17 protein-coding genes, 1 pseudogene and 1 riboswitch are annotated in these 15,713 nt (G+C 54.2%); of the genes and pseudogenes, 9 read left to right on the top strand and 9 right to left on the bottom strand.

What is annotated here, in order from left to right; translation table 11 throughout:
* Positions 1-38: 38 nt before the first annotated feature.
* Positions 39-278 carry a YobH family protein gene (locus ACMWJS_RS06935; protein WP_045908230.1) on the bottom strand — a complete coding sequence of 80 codons (240 nt, stop codon included), beginning with the start codon at positions 276-278 and terminating at the stop codon, positions 39-41.
* Between the two features lie 161 nt (positions 279-439).
* Here ACMWJS_RS06935 and mgrB point away from each other — a divergent pair, with 161 nt between their 5' ends.
* The 7 genes and pseudogenes from mgrB (at position 440) to rlmA (ending at position 5,673) form a co-directional block, all read left to right on the top strand.
* Entirely contained in the window at positions 440-583 is a 144-nt protein-coding gene (gene mgrB, locus ACMWJS_RS06930; protein ID WP_006175995.1) for a PhoP/PhoQ regulator MgrB, read from the top strand.
* Between the two features lie 74 nt (positions 584-657).
* Positions 658-948: a YebO family protein gene (locus tag ACMWJS_RS06925; RefSeq protein WP_024909723.1), complete on the top strand. Its 291-nt coding sequence runs from the start codon at positions 658-660 to the stop codon at positions 946-948.
* 23 nt (positions 949-971) lie between these two features.
* Positions 972-1,961, top strand: coding sequence for an MBL fold metallo-hydrolase (locus ACMWJS_RS06920; RefSeq protein WP_414746841.1), 990 nt, complete (start codon positions 972-974; stop codon positions 1,959-1,961).
* A 525-nt stretch (positions 1,962-2,486) separates the two neighbouring features.
* A pseudogene (locus ACMWJS_RS06915) lies at positions 2,487-2,631 on the top strand (DUF2627 domain-containing protein).
* Between the two features lie 13 nt (positions 2,632-2,644).
* Positions 2,645-2,854, top strand: coding sequence for a transcription antiterminator/RNA stability regulator CspE (gene cspE / locus ACMWJS_RS06910; protein WP_001062678.1), 210 nt, complete (start codon positions 2,645-2,647; stop codon positions 2,852-2,854).
* Between the two features lie 219 nt (positions 2,855-3,073).
* A complete protein-coding gene (gene ftsI, locus ACMWJS_RS06905) occupies positions 3,074-4,792 on the top strand; it encodes a peptidoglycan glycosyltransferase FtsI (protein WP_045908232.1) in 1,719 nt (572 codons plus the stop codon).
* Between the two features lie 65 nt (positions 4,793-4,857).
* The gene (gene rlmA / locus ACMWJS_RS06900; protein ID WP_414746840.1) at positions 4,858-5,673 is read left to right on the top strand and encodes a 23S rRNA (guanine(745)-N(1))-methyltransferase; all 816 of its coding nucleotides are present in this window, start codon (positions 4,858-4,860) and stop codon (positions 5,671-5,673) included.
* On the opposite strand, the gene mntP is transcribed toward rlmA, so the two are convergent.
* The 5 genes from mntP to manX all read right to left on the bottom strand — a co-directional run bounded on the left by mntP (position 5,670) and on the right by manX (position 9,826).
* Positions 5,670-6,236: a manganese efflux pump MntP gene (gene mntP, locus ACMWJS_RS06895; RefSeq protein ID WP_045908281.1), complete on the bottom strand. Its 567-nt coding sequence runs from the start codon at positions 6,234-6,236 to the stop codon at positions 5,670-5,672. The genes rlmA and mntP overlap by 4 nt on opposite strands.
* Before the next feature lie 10 nt (positions 6,237-6,246).
* A riboswitch (yybP-ykoY riboswitch) is annotated at positions 6,247-6,436 on the bottom strand.
* A 198-nt stretch (positions 6,437-6,634) separates the two neighbouring features.
* A complete protein-coding gene (locus tag ACMWJS_RS06890) occupies positions 6,635-7,093 on the bottom strand; it encodes a DUF986 family protein (protein WP_414746839.1) in 459 nt (152 codons plus the stop codon).
* Positions 7,094-7,148: 55 nt separating this feature from the next.
* Complete coding sequence (locus ACMWJS_RS06885) at positions 7,149-8,000, bottom strand: PTS mannose transporter subunit IID (RefSeq protein WP_006810994.1); 852 nt, start codon at positions 7,998-8,000, stop codon at positions 7,149-7,151.
* A 12-nt stretch (positions 8,001-8,012) separates the two neighbouring features.
* Positions 8,013-8,813, bottom strand: coding sequence for a PTS mannose transporter subunit IIC (manY, locus tag ACMWJS_RS06880; protein ID WP_024909729.1), 801 nt, complete (start codon positions 8,811-8,813; stop codon positions 8,013-8,015).
* A gap of 47 nt (positions 8,814-8,860) precedes the next feature.
* The gene (gene manX, locus ACMWJS_RS06875) at positions 8,861-9,826 is read right to left on the bottom strand and encodes a PTS mannose transporter subunit IIAB (RefSeq protein ID WP_045908235.1); all 966 of its coding nucleotides are present in this window, start codon (positions 9,824-9,826) and stop codon (positions 8,861-8,863) included.
* A gap of 265 nt (positions 9,827-10,091) precedes the next feature.
* On the opposite strand from manX, the gene ACMWJS_RS06870 reads away from it, so the two are divergent.
* Together ACMWJS_RS06870 and yoaE are read left to right on the top strand one after the other, a co-directional pair.
* A complete protein-coding gene (locus tag ACMWJS_RS06870; RefSeq protein WP_072052259.1) occupies positions 10,092-10,301 on the top strand; it encodes a protein YoaL in 210 nt (69 codons plus the stop codon).
* On the top strand, positions 10,289-11,848 hold the full coding sequence (gene yoaE, locus ACMWJS_RS06865; RefSeq protein WP_008500492.1) for a CNNM family cation transport protein YoaE: 1,560 nt from the start codon (positions 10,289-10,291) through the stop codon (positions 11,846-11,848). The genes ACMWJS_RS06870 and yoaE overlap by 13 nt, the downstream gene beginning before the upstream one ends.
* A 6-nt stretch (positions 11,849-11,854) precedes the next feature.
* Here the strand turns inward: yoaE and ACMWJS_RS06860 are convergent, their stop codons facing one another.
* From ACMWJS_RS06860 to ACMWJS_RS06850, 3 genes are all read right to left on the bottom strand, one after another.
* Positions 11,855-13,453, bottom strand: coding sequence for a cyclic diguanylate phosphodiesterase (locus tag ACMWJS_RS06860; protein WP_216357645.1), 1,599 nt, complete (start codon positions 13,451-13,453; stop codon positions 11,855-11,857).
* A 130-nt stretch (positions 13,454-13,583) separates the two neighbouring features.
* Complete coding sequence (gene sdaA, locus ACMWJS_RS06855; RefSeq protein ID WP_414746838.1) at positions 13,584-14,948, bottom strand: L-serine ammonia-lyase; 1,365 nt, start codon at positions 14,946-14,948, stop codon at positions 13,584-13,586.
* A gap of 185 nt (positions 14,949-15,133) precedes the next feature.
* A complete protein-coding gene (locus ACMWJS_RS06850; protein ID WP_045908238.1) occupies positions 15,134-15,712 on the bottom strand; it encodes a CoA pyrophosphatase in 579 nt (192 codons plus the stop codon).
* Position 15,713: the final 1 nt, after the last annotated feature.

The raw sequence follows: 15,713 nt of genomic DNA, 5'->3' as shown, positions 1-15,713 counted from the left end.
CTGATGCGGCGTTTTTTGTATGTCATTCACCAGGCTGATTAGCCATTATCAATCACGACGGATGTTTTACGCAGTACAGGGCAGTGGGTTAAACCAACGATCCCGCTGTCAGTATGCAGATACTGGGCAGTGCTCATTCCCTGTGCTGTGAGATATTTACACTGAATGCCTAGCCCGGCTGCGTTTTCGGTGCTCCCCACGAGCACGCCATAGCCCGTTAACAGAAGGCCAATCCAGACAAGGGCCAGTGCAATAATTGTTCGAATGATGAATCGCATCATTACCTCTTTTATCGTTGTTATCGTAATGCTAGCGTAAAGCGTTTACGCGATGAAACAAGTGCAGGATTCTGAAAAAAAACGCGATGGAGGCACAGTTAGTCCTTGTTTAAGATAAGCGTGATAATCTCGTTACATCAGGTCCTTAGACGGAGTGTGGAGTGAAAAAAATACGCTGGGTAATTCTGATTATCGTGCTGATAGCGTGCGTGGTGTTATGGACGCAGACGATCAATGTGATGTGCGATCAGGATGTACAGTTTTTTAGCGGCGTTTGCGCAATAAACAAGTTTATTCCGTGGTAATAGACATTTTTTCTCAACGTGATTTCCTTCCTTCGCGCCAGTGGTAAAATAGACGTTTTTATTGAGGTGGTGAAATGGGTGAGTTACTGAATTCAGGGCTGCTGAATATAGCATCCCTGATGATTTCTTTGGTGGTTCTGCTTGTGGGGCTGGTCATCTGGTTTTTCGTGAACCGCGCCAGTTCCCGTACTAACGAGCAGATCGAACTGCTGGAAGCGCTGCTCGATCAGCAAAAACGTCAGAATGCGCTGCTACGCCGTCTGTGTGAGGCTAACGAACCGGAAGAGAAAGACGCGCCGAAAGACGCGGTCGCTGAAGATAACAAAGACGAAGACGACTTTATCCGCCTGGTGGCTGAGCGTTAATCTTTTTGTCCTGGGAGGTGGCTGTGGTCTGGAAAAATCCCTGGTATGACCCCTCCCTGAAACATCACACCCCAAACGGTTTTTGTAATACCGATCCTGTCGGACATCAACCCGGCGACCTTGACCGTTGGCGTAAAGCGCGTAAAGAGGCTGGATTACCGAAGCCGCCCGCGCTGGGTTATGAAGACTTTATCCGCCAGTGGTGGCAACCGGTTGAGCTTACGCAACCTCAGGAAGATGGGGTATGGTGGCTCGGACACGCGAGCGTGTTGCTGCAGCTGGACGGCAATATCATCCTTACCGATCCGGTGTTTTCTCGACGCGCTTCTCCGCTGCCTTTCCTGGGCCCCCAGCGTAAGACACCCCCCGTACTGTCTGTCGAGCAACTTCATCAGCTGGATGCGGTCGTCATTTCCCATAATCATTACGATCATCTTGATGACGCAACCCTTCGCCGAATCCTCAAACGCTTTCCCGACGTCAGTATTTTTGTTCCGTTGGGCCTCGCCGACTGGTTTCGTCGCCGGGGAGCAAAACGCGTGGTCGAACTCGACTGGTGGCAGAGTTTCACCTGGCAGGGGATGACGCTGACCGCCGTACCGGCACAGCACTGGAGCATGCGCACGCCATGGAACCGCAATCGTTCCTTATGGTGCGGCTGGGTGATGGAAGGACGGCATCACCGCTTCTGGTTCAGCGGTGATACCGGTTATTCACCTGAGCTGCTGTTGATTCCTGAACGCCTGGGCCAGATAGATGCCGCCGCGTTACCGATTGGTGCCTATGCCCCACGATGGTTCATGGCTGTCCATCATATGGATCCGCAATCTGCGGTGGCATTGTGGCAGCAGCTGGGCTCACCTCTGGCGTTCCCTATTCACTGGGGCGTGTTTGAACTGGCAGATGAAGCCTTAGATGAACCTGTGCAGGAGTTAACTCACGCACTCGATAATTTAGCACCAGTTAACCATTCTTTCAGGATACTGAAAATTGGTGAATATTTATCCTTATAAACGAAGCGATAAATTGTTGCATATATTGTTGATGTAAACGCGCGCAGGAATGTTTTATTTTTATCGAAACGTTTTGCTTGCCTTCTTTTGATGCAGAGTCATAAAAATTTCATTATTTTGGTGCATAACGCTGTTTATTCGCTGGTGCATTTTAATACAGCTGGGCGCGGGTTATTAACACTGTTTTTTCTCTGAAACAATTTGGTCGCGTTACAATGATTTAAGCATAAGTTTTCACAAATTGTTCTAACTCAATCAAGACGTAAGATTTCTTTTCCTGTTTGCTGGACGGTTCGTAATGATTGAGCTATGTTAAAAAAGTCTTAGATTACAGCGGTTGTGAAAGCAACGCTGGGTCTTTGTTACGCAGCAGGGCTGTCTGTACGTGATGCGCATAATTGTGCAAAACCTGACAGGCACTGTTCGAATTTGTGCGGCGGATCGAGACATGTTTAAAAATGGCTTGCCATATTAAACATAGTGTGTGATAACACGTTTTGGGTCAAACGAGGTACAGTTCTGTTTATGTGTGGCATTTTCAGTAAAGAAGTCCTGAGTAAACACGTTGTCGTTGAATACCGCTTCTCTGCCGAACCTTATATTAGTGCCTCATGCAGTAATGTCTCAGTTTTATCTCAGTTAATGCCTGCGGGCTAAGAAAACACTCTAAGGAATTTTGCAAAATGGCAAAGATTAAAGGTCAAGTTAAGTGGTTCAACGAGTCTAAAGGTTTTGGTTTCATTACTCCTGCTGACGGCAGCAAAGACGTGTTCGTACACTTCTCTGCAATCCAGGGTAACGGCTTCAAAACTCTGGCTGAAGGCCAGAACGTTGAGTTCGAAATTCAGGACGGCCAGAAAGGCCCAGCTGCAGTTAACGTAACTGCTATCTGATCGAACCGCTGCTGACTGAAGTGCCTGGCACTTCACTCTCAGACATAAAGCCTCGCCTGTTGCGGGGCTTTTTTATGTCCCTTATCTTTCAAAATATTACCATCCGCGGTCTTGTTAGTAACTTGTTGCAAAGCTGCGAGGTTAGTAGCACTGTTTCGCCACCTTCTCGCCGTCTTTTCCCGTTAAATCAGGGCGTTGTTTTACAGCCCTGGGGTTCAGGTGAAAAAGACATTGATAACAGCAACTGGAAATTTCACGCCGGCGCGTTTTGCTCTGCTCTGTTTAGCTATTTTTTGTAGTCTGGCTTTTCTGCTGGGGCGCGTTGCCTGGCTGCAAATCATCAAGCCTGACAATCTGGTGAAGCAGGAGGATATGCGATCCCTCCGTCAGCTGGCGATTGATGCGCCGCGCGGTATGATAATGGATCGTGAGGGTCGCCCCCTGGCGGTGAGCGTGCCTGTCCAGGCCGTCTGGGCCGATCCTAAAACGGTGCTGGCAAAAGGGGGCGTCGGCCTTGATGAGCGCTGGCAGGCGCTGGCCAGCGCGCTGCATCTCTCCCTCGGCACACTCTCGGCACGCATCAACGCCAACCCACAGGGCCGTTTTATTTACCTTGCCCGTCAGGTCGATCCTGCGCAGGCAAAGTGGATCGACAAACTGAATCTGCCCGGCATCAATTTGCGCGATGAGTCCCGCCGTTTTTATCCTGCTGGCCATGTGGCAGCGAACCTGATTGGCTTCACCAATATTGACGGGCAGGGCATCGAAGGTGTGGAAAAGAGCTTCAACGCGCAACTCACCGGCAAGCCGGGTGTGCGTCAGGTAAGGGAAGATCGCTATGGACGCGTGGTTGAAAACCTGACCGAAATTGCGCCCGCACCGGCGCATAACATCCAGTTAAGTATTGACGAGCGGCTACAAACCATCACCGAAGATGCGCTCGACAATGCCGTGGCCTGGAACAAGGCCGAGTCGGGGGCGTCGGTGCTCATTAATATCCCAACCGGGGAAATCCTCGCCATGGCGAGCTACCCGGATTTTAACCCCAATAATCGTGAAGGGGCGACGATAAACGATTTTCGCAACCGCGCAATCAGCGATACGTTCGAACCTGGTTCGACCGTCAAGCCGCTGGTGCTGATGACGGCCCTGCAGCAGGGGCTGGTCCAGCCGGACAGCGTGATTGACACCCATCCGTATACCCTTGACGGACATCGCATTCGCGACGTGGGCTTTTACCCTGAGCTGACGATGACCGGGATCCTGCAAAAATCGAGCGACACCGGCGTTTCCCGACTTTCGCTGGCGATGCCTGTCCAGCATCTCATCGATACCTATCGAAACTTTGGTTTTGGCACTAATACGGGGCTTGGCTTAACGGGGGAAAGCTCGGGGCTGTTGCCACAGCGTAAATACTGGAGCCAGCTCGATCGCGCGACCTTTGCCTTCGGCTACGGGCTGATGGTTACGCCGCTCCAGCTGGCCCACGTCTACGCCACGATTGGTGGGTACGGGCTTGAGCGTCCGCTCTCGATCACCCGCATCGATCCCCCCGTTATCGGGCATCGCGTCATGCCGGAAGAGATTGCCCATGAAGTGGAGCACATGATGGAGAGCGTTGCGCTGCCGGGCGGCGGAGGCGTTAAGGCTGCCGTGCGTGATTACCGGGTGGCGGTGAAAACCGGTACGGCAAAGAAAATTGATGATAGCGGGAAGTATGTCGATAAATACGTCGCCTACACGGCGGGGGTTGCCCCTGCCAGCAATCCGCGTTTTGCCCTGGTGGTGGTGATTAACGATCCGCAAAACGGGGCTTACTACGGCGGGGCCGTCTCTGCCCCTGTCTTCAGTGAGATTATGGGTAACGTGCTGCGTCTGGAGAATATCAAACCTGACGGGTTACCGGCGGGGTCCGATCACCTTATCGTCATGCGCTAACCGGGCGTTTATAACAGGGGCGAATAGCGGTACACTTCGCCCTTTGATTATGCTCCGGAGTTGCCATGTCCTTCAGCTGTCCCCTTTGCCACGCCCCCCTGACGCACTCAGACAAACGGTATACCTGCCCGCAGGGGCATCAGTTTGACCGGGCAAAAGAAGGCTACGTGAATCTTCTGCCGGTCCAGCATAAGCGTTCCCGCGATCCTGGCGACAGTGCTGAGATGATGCGGGCGCGCCGCGCGTTTCTCGATGCCGGACACTATCTGCCGCTGCGGGAGGCCGTCACGCATATGCTCAATGACATTCTGCCTGCTTCAGCCACCGCCATGCTCGATATCGGCTGTGGGGAAGGATACTACACCGCACGGTTTGCGGAGGTTGCTCGTGAGAAGGGCGCGCAGACATTCGGTCTGGACGTGTCGAAAGTGGCCATACGCGCGGCGGCAAAGCGTTATACCGACGTGACGTTCTGCGTGGCCTCCAGCCACCGGCTGCCGTTTGACGATGCCAGCATGGACGCGGTTATCCGTATCTACGCGCCGTGTAAGGCAGAGGAGCTGGCGCGCGTGGTGAAGCCGGGCGGATGTGTGGTCACCGTGACCCCAGGCCCGCGTCATCTGATGGAGCTGAAAGGGCTGATCTACGACGAAGTGCGTCTGCATGCCCCGCATTCTGAGCAACTGGCCGGTTTTACGCTGAAGCAGGCGGAATCGGTGGCGTACGAAATGACGCTGAAAGGGGAAGAGGCCGTCGCGTTATTGCAGATGACGCCGTTCGCGTGGCGGGCAAAACCGGAGGTGTGGGAAACGCTGGCGGCACATTCAACATTTCGCTGCCAGACGGACTTCAGCATCCACATCTGGCAGCGCGAAGATTAACCGGCGAAGTGTGCCCAGAGGATCTGGGCGCCAATGCCAATCAGCACTATTCCCCCGAGGATCTCGGCGCGTTTACCCAGCAGCGGGCCGATAAACCGTCCGACCATCATGCCCAGTGTGGACATAATCAGGGTTGCACAGCCAATAGCCAGCGCGGTGGCGATAATATTGACCTGCAGAAATGCCAGACCCACACCAACGGCCATCGCATCAAGGCTGGTGGCAATGGCCGTGGTGACCAGCAGCCAGAAGCCGTGGCGATGCTGCGGCTCCTCGTGTTCATCATCACCGCCGCGAAAACCTTCAATGACCATTCGGCCTCCGAGGAACACCAGCAGGACGAAGGCAATCCAGTGGTTCCACTCCAGCACGAACTGGCTGGCGAGCATGCCAAGTCCCCAGCCTATAAGCGGGGTCAGCGTTTCGATAGCGCCAAAAATCAGGCCGGTACGCAGGGCTTCTGAGAATTTAGGTTTGTGTAGCGTGGCGCCTTTTCCGATGGAAGCAGCGAAGGCGTCCATGGACATGCCAAAAGCGAGAAGGATCGTAGCGGAGATATTCATAACAGCGTCCAGACCGGGGATATCCATATGACACATCACTGCCCCCAGTAAACAGCAGTTGATGTATCTATGGTCTCGCCTGATCGCAATGCACATAAGATGTGCGGTAAGCGATCCGTACGTGCCACGTTTTTCAACGAGTATGTTGACACGTACATTTCCTGTGAACAGGAAATCGGCTACTCCCCAACGACGGGCGCAACCTTAACATATTTTGAGAATATAAAACAACAATGAAAAGGCATTATTTAAAACGTTTGTTGATAACGATTTTCATTTGTCTTTAATCGTGAAAATATCGTTAACAAATAGCGTTCAAATTAGCGGTGGGGATATAGCTTCGGCTATATTTCTTGCGCAAAATAAACACAGGGTATAGCCGTTGCTATATATCTAACTCATTGAGTTTTAACGAGTAACGTGTATATCTTTTCCAGGTCATCAATATTCTTCACCCGAATAAGAAGGCGGCGTTGTTCTAATTGCATCACCAGCACGCCGTCTTCGGATAAATTCATCTCTTTAATACGGTTATATTCTATCCATACATTGGCGAAGAAGAATCCGTGGGATTTAAAAATGATTTTTGGCGTGCGGATCCAGAACAGATAAATCGCCATTAATGCCAGCGCACATAATAACCATGTGGTTAATAATGCACCATGGCTGGTGACGTTATTGTAAATAAGAATGGCGATGAGACCCACGAAGATAAAGGCATCCACGCGCCCGCGTCGTAGCAGGGGAAGGGAGAGCAGCGTCTCGCCGTGACGGCGGGACATAATGAACTCGTCATAGATCGCGTAAGCCAGAAGGGCAACAACAAATAAAACCAGTACGATGTCCGTGACAGTCATTCATCCTCCAGATAAAAAAAACCGGGGGCAAGCCCCCGGCCTATAGCATTGATACTTACAGACCCAGCAGGCCGACGGCGTAGCCCGCAATACCGATGACGAAGAAGCCAACGATGATCCACAGCGGGTTCACTTTCTTACGCAGCAGCCACATACAGGCGAAGGTCAACAGCAGCGGGACCAGGCCCGGCATCAGCTGATCCAGAATCGTCTGCACAGTGGTGACGCGGGTCTGACCATCCTGTCCGGTGATGGTCGATACCACCAGCGGGATGTTCACGTGCGTCCACTTGTTTACCAGCGCGCCCATGACAAACAGGCCGAGGATTGACGCCCCCTCAGTCAGTTTCTGCAGGAAGCCGCCGCCCATGTCCTTAACGATGTCCACCCCTTTACGGTAGCCGTAGGCCACGCCGTAGTAACGGGTCAGCAGACGCACGGCGTTGAACAGGATGAAGAACAGCAGCGGGCCAAGCAGGCTGCCGCTCATCGCGATACCGGCACCCAGTGCCGCGAAGACCGGACGCACGGTACCCCAGAAGATAGGGTCACCGACACCGGCCAGCGGACCCATCAGACCGACTTTGATACCGTTGATGGCACCATCGTCAATCTCTGCGCCGTTTGCACGCTGCTCTTCCATCGCCAGCGTTACGCCCAGTACCGGGGCCGCAACGTAAGGATGGGTGTTAAAGAATTCCAGGTGACGCTTGATGGCCTGACGGCGTGCTTCGTTGTTTTCCGGGTACAGGCGTTTGATCGCCGGTACCATGGAGAAGCAGAAACCCAGCGCCTGCATACGTTCGAAGTTCCATGAACCCTGAAACAGGTTAGAACGGATGAACACGCCACGAATATCACCCGGAGTGAGTTTTTTCTCGGTGGTAGTTTTTGTCATATCAACCATTTCGCTCACCTGTTAGTCCAGTTCGTTATCGAGATCGTTGTTACCAGCAGCCTGCGCTGGGGCACCCGCGACGCGGTTATATTTCGGGCTGAGCTGGATGTAGAGAATCGCCATCACCGCACCGATCACACCCAGTGCAACCAGGTTGAAGTTGGTGAAGGCCGCGGTCACGAAGCCGAGGTAGAAGAACGGCATCAGGTAGCCTGCGCGCATCATGTTGATGACCATCGCATAACCAACGACCACGATCATACCGCCCGCGATGTTCAGGCCGCCGGTGACCACTTCAGGAATGGCGTTCAGCATGCTCTGGACTTCACTGGTACCCACAGAGATCGCGACGATAACCGCCGGGATTGCGATACGCATCGCCTGCAGGAACAGGGATGAAACGTGGATCCATGACAGGGCCGTGAGGTTGCCATTGTCGGCCGCCTTATCCGCCGCGTGCTGGAAGGCAACGGTGATAGTACGAACAATGATGGTCAGAACCTGGCCTGCGGCTGCCAGCGGGATCGCCAGGGCGATACCTGCACCAATACTCTGGTGACCGGCAATAACCAGAACGGTAGAAATGATAGAGGCCAGCGCGGCATCGGGCGCAACCGCCGCACCGATGTTCATCCAGCCCAGGGCGATCATTTCCAGGGTACCACCGATGATGATACCGGTTTTCATGTCACCCAGAACGGCCCCAATCAGCGTACAGGCCACCAGAGGACGGTGGAACTGAAATTCATCAAGTACGGATTCCATACCCGCAATACATGCGACCACGAACACCAGCACAATCTGAAGAGTGGTAATCTCCATTGTACTTCTCCTATTACATAAGCATTATGTGAAAAACCGGCGCGGGCTTATTTCCCAACTTTGCCGATCAAATCCATCATTTTCAGTTTCTGGTCCGTGGAAACCTTACGGGCTTCCAGCTCAATACCGCGTGCATTCAGCTTGTTGAATGCTTCGATATCTTTCGCATCGACTGAAATGGCGTTGTTGACCTGCGTTTTGCCCTGACGGAATGCCATACCACCAATGTTAACGGAGGTGATTTTCACGCCGCCTTCAACAATGCGCTCAACGTCTGTCGGGTTAGTGAACAGGAGCATCACGCGTTCGCCCGCATATTTCGGGTTGTTGTATACGCGAATCATCTTGGCGACATCCACAACGTGCGCGGTAACGCCAGGAGGAGCAACCTGAGTCAGAAGGGTTTTACGTACGGTATCAGCGGCCACTTCGTCGCTGACCACGATAATGCGTCGAACGTTGGTCTCTTTGGTCCAGCGCGTGGCTACCTGACCGTGGATTAAGCGGTCATCAATACGCGCAAGGCCGATCACCATGTAATCATTCGGGCCCATCGGTTTTGCCGGTGCCGCCGCTTTCGGTGCCGCTGCAGGCGCAGGGGCAGGTTTTTCAACCGGCTGTGCCTTCAGGGCCTTAACCCCTTCGCGGCCGGTTTCAACGGCCAGTGCAACCAGCTCATCGAAGGACGGATTGTCGTCGCGTGCCATAAGGGTTTCCACCAGCATGGGAATATTGACCCCGGCGACAACTTCATAGTGCTCTTTATCGACGACAATGCGGCTGGCAGCATTGAACGGGCTGCCGCCCCATGTATCAACGAGAAACAGCACGCCTTTGCTGGTATCCAGCTTCTCGAGCTGAGCGTTATACTTCTCTATCAGCGTCTCGGCGTTTTCACCGGGAACGAAATCGATCCAGCCGACGTTTTCCTGCTCGCCCAACAGCATCTCTGCCGTTTTGAGTAGCTGCTCAGCAGCCCAACCATGTGTGCCTATGACAATAGCAATGGTCACTTGCTACCTCCTTTTATTATCATTAATACGCCTGCCAGGCAGTCGTACTGAGAATCGTATTGGCGAACCGAATCGATTCAGATAAGGGTTAGAGTTCAAAAAACTAAGACTTCCGCGAATTATTTTAGATAGTGAAAAAATAATTTATGTGATGAAGATCCGTAATTTAGCCACGCGTTACAGAATTATCTGTAGCGTAAAGCCGCTGTGTTACAGAACTTTGCAAAGGAACGTAAATCTTTGCTAAAAACACAGTCTCTCTGATATGTTTAGCCTCCGTTTAATTGTTCAGGAGTATAGGGCTCCAGCCCACTATATGGACCGTCACCGACGTCAGTCATCTTCCAGGCCATTTCGCGCCTTTTTCACCGGCGATCCTCGCCACGTATCGACTCTGTCTGCCTCTGTTTTGCCCACATTGAGTGGGGCACCGTTTCGTCATTCCTTTAGCAGGAGCTTGTCATGGAATTCTTAATGGACCCGTCAATCTGGGTGGGATTGCTCACGCTGGTCGTGCTGGAGATCGTTCTCGGCATTGATAACCTGGTGTTTATCGCCATCCTTGCGGATAAGCTGCCGCCAAAACAGCGTGATAAAGCGCGTCTCATTGGACTCTCGCTGGCGCTGGTCATGCGACTGGGGCTGCTCTCCGTCATCTCGTGGATGGTCACGCTGACCAAACCGCTGTTCTCCGTCATGGATTACACCTTCTCCGGCCGTGATTTAATCATGCTGATCGGGGGGATATTCCTGCTCTTCAAAGCGACGACAGAACTTCATGAGCGGCTGGAAAACCGTCAGCACGATGATGGGCACGGTAAAGGCTATGCCAGTTTCTGGGTGGTGGTGCTGCAGATCGTGGTGCTGGATGCGGTCTTCTCGCTGGATGCGGTGATCACGGCGGTCGGCATGGTGAACCATCTGCCGGTCATGATGGCAGCGGTGGTTATTGCGATGGCGGTCATGCTGCTGGCGTCGAAACCGCTGACGCGTTTTGTGAACCAGCATCCAACGGTGGTGGTACTGTGTCTGAGCTTCCTGCTGATGATTGGTCTGAGCCTGGTGGCTGAAGGCTTTGGCTTCCATATTCCGAAAGGCTACCTGTACGCCGCGATTGGCTTCTCGATCCTGATCGAGCTGTTCAACCAGATTGCGCGCCGTAACTTTATCAAGCAGCAGTCAAATCAGCCGCTGCGCGCCCGTACCGCAGATGCCATTCTGCGCCTGATGGGCGGTCGTCGTCAGGTGAATGTGCAGTCTGATTCCGAAAACCACAACCCGGTTCCGGTCCCGGAAGGGGCGTTTGTGGAACAGGAACGCTACATGATTAACGGCGTGCTCTCTCTGGCCTCCCGTTCGCTGCGCGGCATCATGACGCCGCGCGGGGAGATCAGCTGGGTCGATGCTAACCTGAGCGTTGATGAAATTCGCCAGCAGCTGCTCTCTTCACCGCACAGCCTGTTCCCGGTATGTCGTGGTGAACTGGATGAGATCATCGGCGTGGTGCGGGCGAAAGAGATGCTGGTCGCCCTGGAAGAGGGCGTTAACGTCGAAGCCGTTGCTGCTGCATCGCCTGCGATTGTGGTGCCGGAAACGCTGGATCCGATCAACCTGCTCGGGGTGCTGCGCCGTGCTCGCGGTAGCTTTGTTATTGTCACCAACGAGTTTGGCGTGGTGCAGGGGCTGGTGACGCCGCTGGACGTGCTGGAAGCGATCGCCGGTGAATTCCCGGATGAAGACGAAACGCCGGAAATTGTTGCCGATGGCGAAGGCTGGCTGGTTAAAGGTACCACCGACCTGCACGCGCTCTCGCACACGCTGGGGCTGGAAAACGTGGTCAACGATGAAGAAGACATCGCGACCGTTGCCGGTCTGGTTATCGCCGTAAACGGCCAGATCCCGCGTGTTGGCGATGTGATAGAACTGCCGCCGCTGCATATTACCATTGTCGAAGCCAACGACTATCGCGTTGATATGGTCCGTATTGTTAAAGAACAATCTGCCCACGACGAAGATGAGTAAGTCTGCTTAACGCAGCGGCATTAAGGGTACGATGTGCCCGTTATGACGCGCTGGCGGGGGAGCACTTCCCGCCAGCCAGTCTGGAAAGTCCCGTAGCGGCATCGGCCGCGCATAGAAAAAGCCCTGCAGGACTGGAACGCCATGACGGCGTAAATAGCGCGCCTGCTCTTCCGTTTCGACCCCTTCCGCAACCAGCTCGATATTCAGCCGCTGGCCCAGCGCAATGATCATGTCCGTCACCGTTGAATTCACGGCATCCGTGCCAATGGCGGTGGTAAAGGACTGGTCAATTTTCAGGACGTCCGGATGCAGCTTTTCAAGCCAGGAGAGGGAGCTGTTCCCGGTGCCAAAATCGTCGATAGCGAGCTTCACCCCTTTGCGATGCAGTTCGCGCACGATGCGATAATCCGCGTCCAGCAGCGCATCCCGTTCCGTGAGTTCAATCACCAGCTGCTGTCGCGGATTGGCGCTGAACCAGAGACGATTCAGGTCCTGTACCAGTACAGCGTGGCGGAAATGGCTGGCTGCAACGTTAATGCCGATGTGGAAACCGGCGCTGGACGGGAAGTAGCCTATCTGGCGCACCGTTTCGGCGATGACATAGCGGGTCAGGGGGACAATCTGGTTATGTTCTTCTGCCAGAGGGATAAACACCTCCGGGGTGATCCAGCCCTGACGGGGATTATTCCAGCGCAGCAGGATCTCAACGCCCGTGCACGCCTGGGTGCGGGCATTCACCAGCGGCTGGCAGAAAAGCTCAAATTCCCGCGCCGCAATGCCCATATCGATCTCCCACGTAAAGCTCATCCGGTTTGCCGTCGCCAGCCAGGCGAGATAGCCCAGCAGCAGGCTGAGCATCAGCCCCAGCGGCAGCTGGGCGGGCAGGCTTTTTAAGGCTAACTCACCGGGGCCAGGTCCGCTGACCGTAATGGTGAAAGGATTTCGGGTTGATGATTGCTGGAAAAGGGCGCTGTCTTCATCAAACGTCAGGCTGTCGGTGACGCGCTGACCGTAGCGTAAAAAACGATCGCCGACTGTCAGCACCACGTCATTGATGAGCGGACGCTGGGGCTCGAGGATCATTCTGGCGATCAGGTCGATATTAATAATCTCGACGACGCCTTCTTCACCGTCCTGGGAGACGGGATACCACTGGATCAAAATAGGGCTGCCCTTAAGCAGCCACTGGTCGGTCGATAAAATCAGCTTCGCCGTGCTGGCGGGGAGTTCCTGAAGGAAGTCACGAACAGGCTCGCTGCGGCTGCCGAAAATACTCGAACAATACAGGATACCGTCTTTAATCAGGGCGATAGAACGTACCGTCTGCAAAATGGCTGCCTGCTGTCGCAGCGCCAGCTGCACCTGTGGGCAGGGCTGCCCCACCAGCGGCTGCAGCACGTTGCGGTGGTTTTCCAGCGAAAGCAGAACGTTATCAAGGGCGCGAACGGTATGGCTGGTGAAATCGAGGATCCGCTGTTGGTTAACGTTGCGCTGGGAAATAAAGCGAATGCCCAGCGTCAGGATGAGCGTGAGGAGCGCAACCGTCACACAGACGATAACGCGTTTTCGGCGATAGTTTTTAATGATCGTTTGTGCAGTTTGCATGAACGGTCGCCTGATAAGCCACCAGCCACAAAAGCCGGACGCAACAGTGAAAGTGTAGTGGGGAAAGCAGAAGGAGACGAGGAAGAGGAGGGAAATTCGCCCATCCGTTGCAGATGGGCGAAAGGCAGTATTAGTCGCACTGCACCTTAATGGCCAGGCCACCACGGGACGTCTCGCGGTATTTCGCGTTCATGTCTTTGCCCGTTTCGTACATGGTTTCAATCACCTTATCCAGCGATACGCGAGGTTCGCTGGTACGGCGCATCGCCATACGTGAGGCGTTGATGGCTTTCACCGAGGCAATCGCGTTACGCTCAATGCACGGTACCTGCACCTGGCCCGCGACCGGATCGCAGGTCAGACCGAGGTTATGTTCCATACCGATTTCAGCCGCCACGCAGACCTGCTCAGGGCTTGCACCCAACAGTTCTGCCAGACCTGCCGCCGCCATGGAGCAGGCTACACCGACTTCACCCTGACAGCCCACTTCCGCACCGGAAATGGAGGCATTCATCTTGTACAGCGCGCCGATGGCACCTGCTGCCAGGAAATAACGGATATAGATGTCCGGCGTCACGGGCTCAATAAAGTGGTCGTAATACGCCAGCACCGCAGGAACAATGCCGCACGCGCCGTTGGTTGGCGCCGTCACGACGCGGCCACCGGCGGCGTTCTCTTCGTTAACCGCAAGTGCAAACATATTCACCCAGTCGACCACGTTCATCGGGTCGTTGGAGAATTTGTCCGTGGTCACCAGCATACGGCGCAGAGCAGATGCACGACGCGGCACGCGCAGCGGACCCGGCAGAACCCCTTCGGTGTTCATCCCGCGATCGATACAGGCGCGCATGGTTTGCCAGACGTTGGCAAAATAGTCTTCAATCTCTTGTTTACTGTGCAGGGCCAGTTCGTTCTGCATCACCATGCCGGACAGGGAAAGACCGGTCTGTTTGCAGTAACCCAGCATCTCGGTCGCCGATTTGAACGGGTACGGTACGCTGACGTCGCCGACGCTGTCTTTGCCAAAATGCTCTTCATCCACGATGAAACCACCGCCGATGGAGTAGTACGTTTTGCTGTAGATCTCTTTTTCACAGCTAAAAGCGTGAATGGTCATGCCGTTTTCATGCAGCGGCAGGTTGTCGCTACGGAAACGCATGCCGTCATCCTGCGGAAAATCAACTTCCTGCTGGCCGTTTGCCAGCAGCAGGCGGCCGCGTGTTTCCACGTCGCGGATGAATGCCGGGATGGCATCAATATCAACGGTATCTGGCATATTGCCTGCCAGACCCATAATAATGGCGATATCGGTGTGGTGGCCTTTACCCGTTAATGACAGCGAGCCGTAAACATCCACGGCGACACGGGTAACGCTTTCCAGTAATCCTTTTTCGACCAGATCATCGACGAACTGTTTACCGGCCTTCATCGGGCCAACAGTATGGGAAGACGAAGGGCCAATTCCCACTTTGAACATGTCGAATATACTAATCACTTTCACACTCCTGACAGGGTTACCGGGGTTCCAGTAACGATGTTATAACTGCGCATAGTGTAAGAGGGAACACCGACCTCGGCTTAACTATTCACATGAATTAAACTAATGGTTAACGATGGGTTTTGCTAATAGCGCGACGCAGATCGCAAACCTGGCAGAAGAGGGCGGAATGTAAAGTATAGTCAAGGCTTCAGGCCGATTTGCAACGCCAGCTCACGAATAATGCCCGCCGTCATGCCCCAGACAAAATAATGCTGATACCAGGACAACCAGACCCGATGGTCATGCCCACGACGCTGAATATCCAGCGGGTGATAACGACTCAGTCGGAGGGCTTCATCCAGCGGCATTTCAAACACCGCGGAGACTTCATCGACGCTGGCGTGATACTGCAGGCCCGGTGGGATAATGCCGACCACCGGCGTGACCTGAAAACCGGTGACGCTGTCGACGGGCGGCAGCACGCCGATGACCTCAACGGCCTCCGGCGGAATGGCAACCTCTTCCTGCGCTTCGCGCAGCGCGGCGGCAATCAGCGAGGCGTCGGAGCTGTCTACCGCGCCCCCCGGAAAAGCGACCTGACCCGCGTGCTTGCGCAAATGGGCGGAACGCTGGGTGAGCAGCAGGCCCGGCTGCGCGCGACGCACGACCGGGATCAGCACGGCCGCCTGACGTTGATTCAGCGCTTCGCGGTTGACCTGCGGTCTTAGTAGCTGAAAGCGAGATAAAAAGTCATCCAGCGTCAGATTCTCTTTTTCCACC

This window comes from Enterobacter sp. HK-058-C-ECC (assembly GCF_047531125.1).
In the GTDB taxonomy this organism is placed as follows: domain Bacteria; phylum Pseudomonadota; class Gammaproteobacteria; order Enterobacterales; family Enterobacteriaceae; genus Enterobacter; species Enterobacter quasiroggenkampii.
This window is presented reverse-complemented; position numbering and strand designations above follow the sequence as displayed.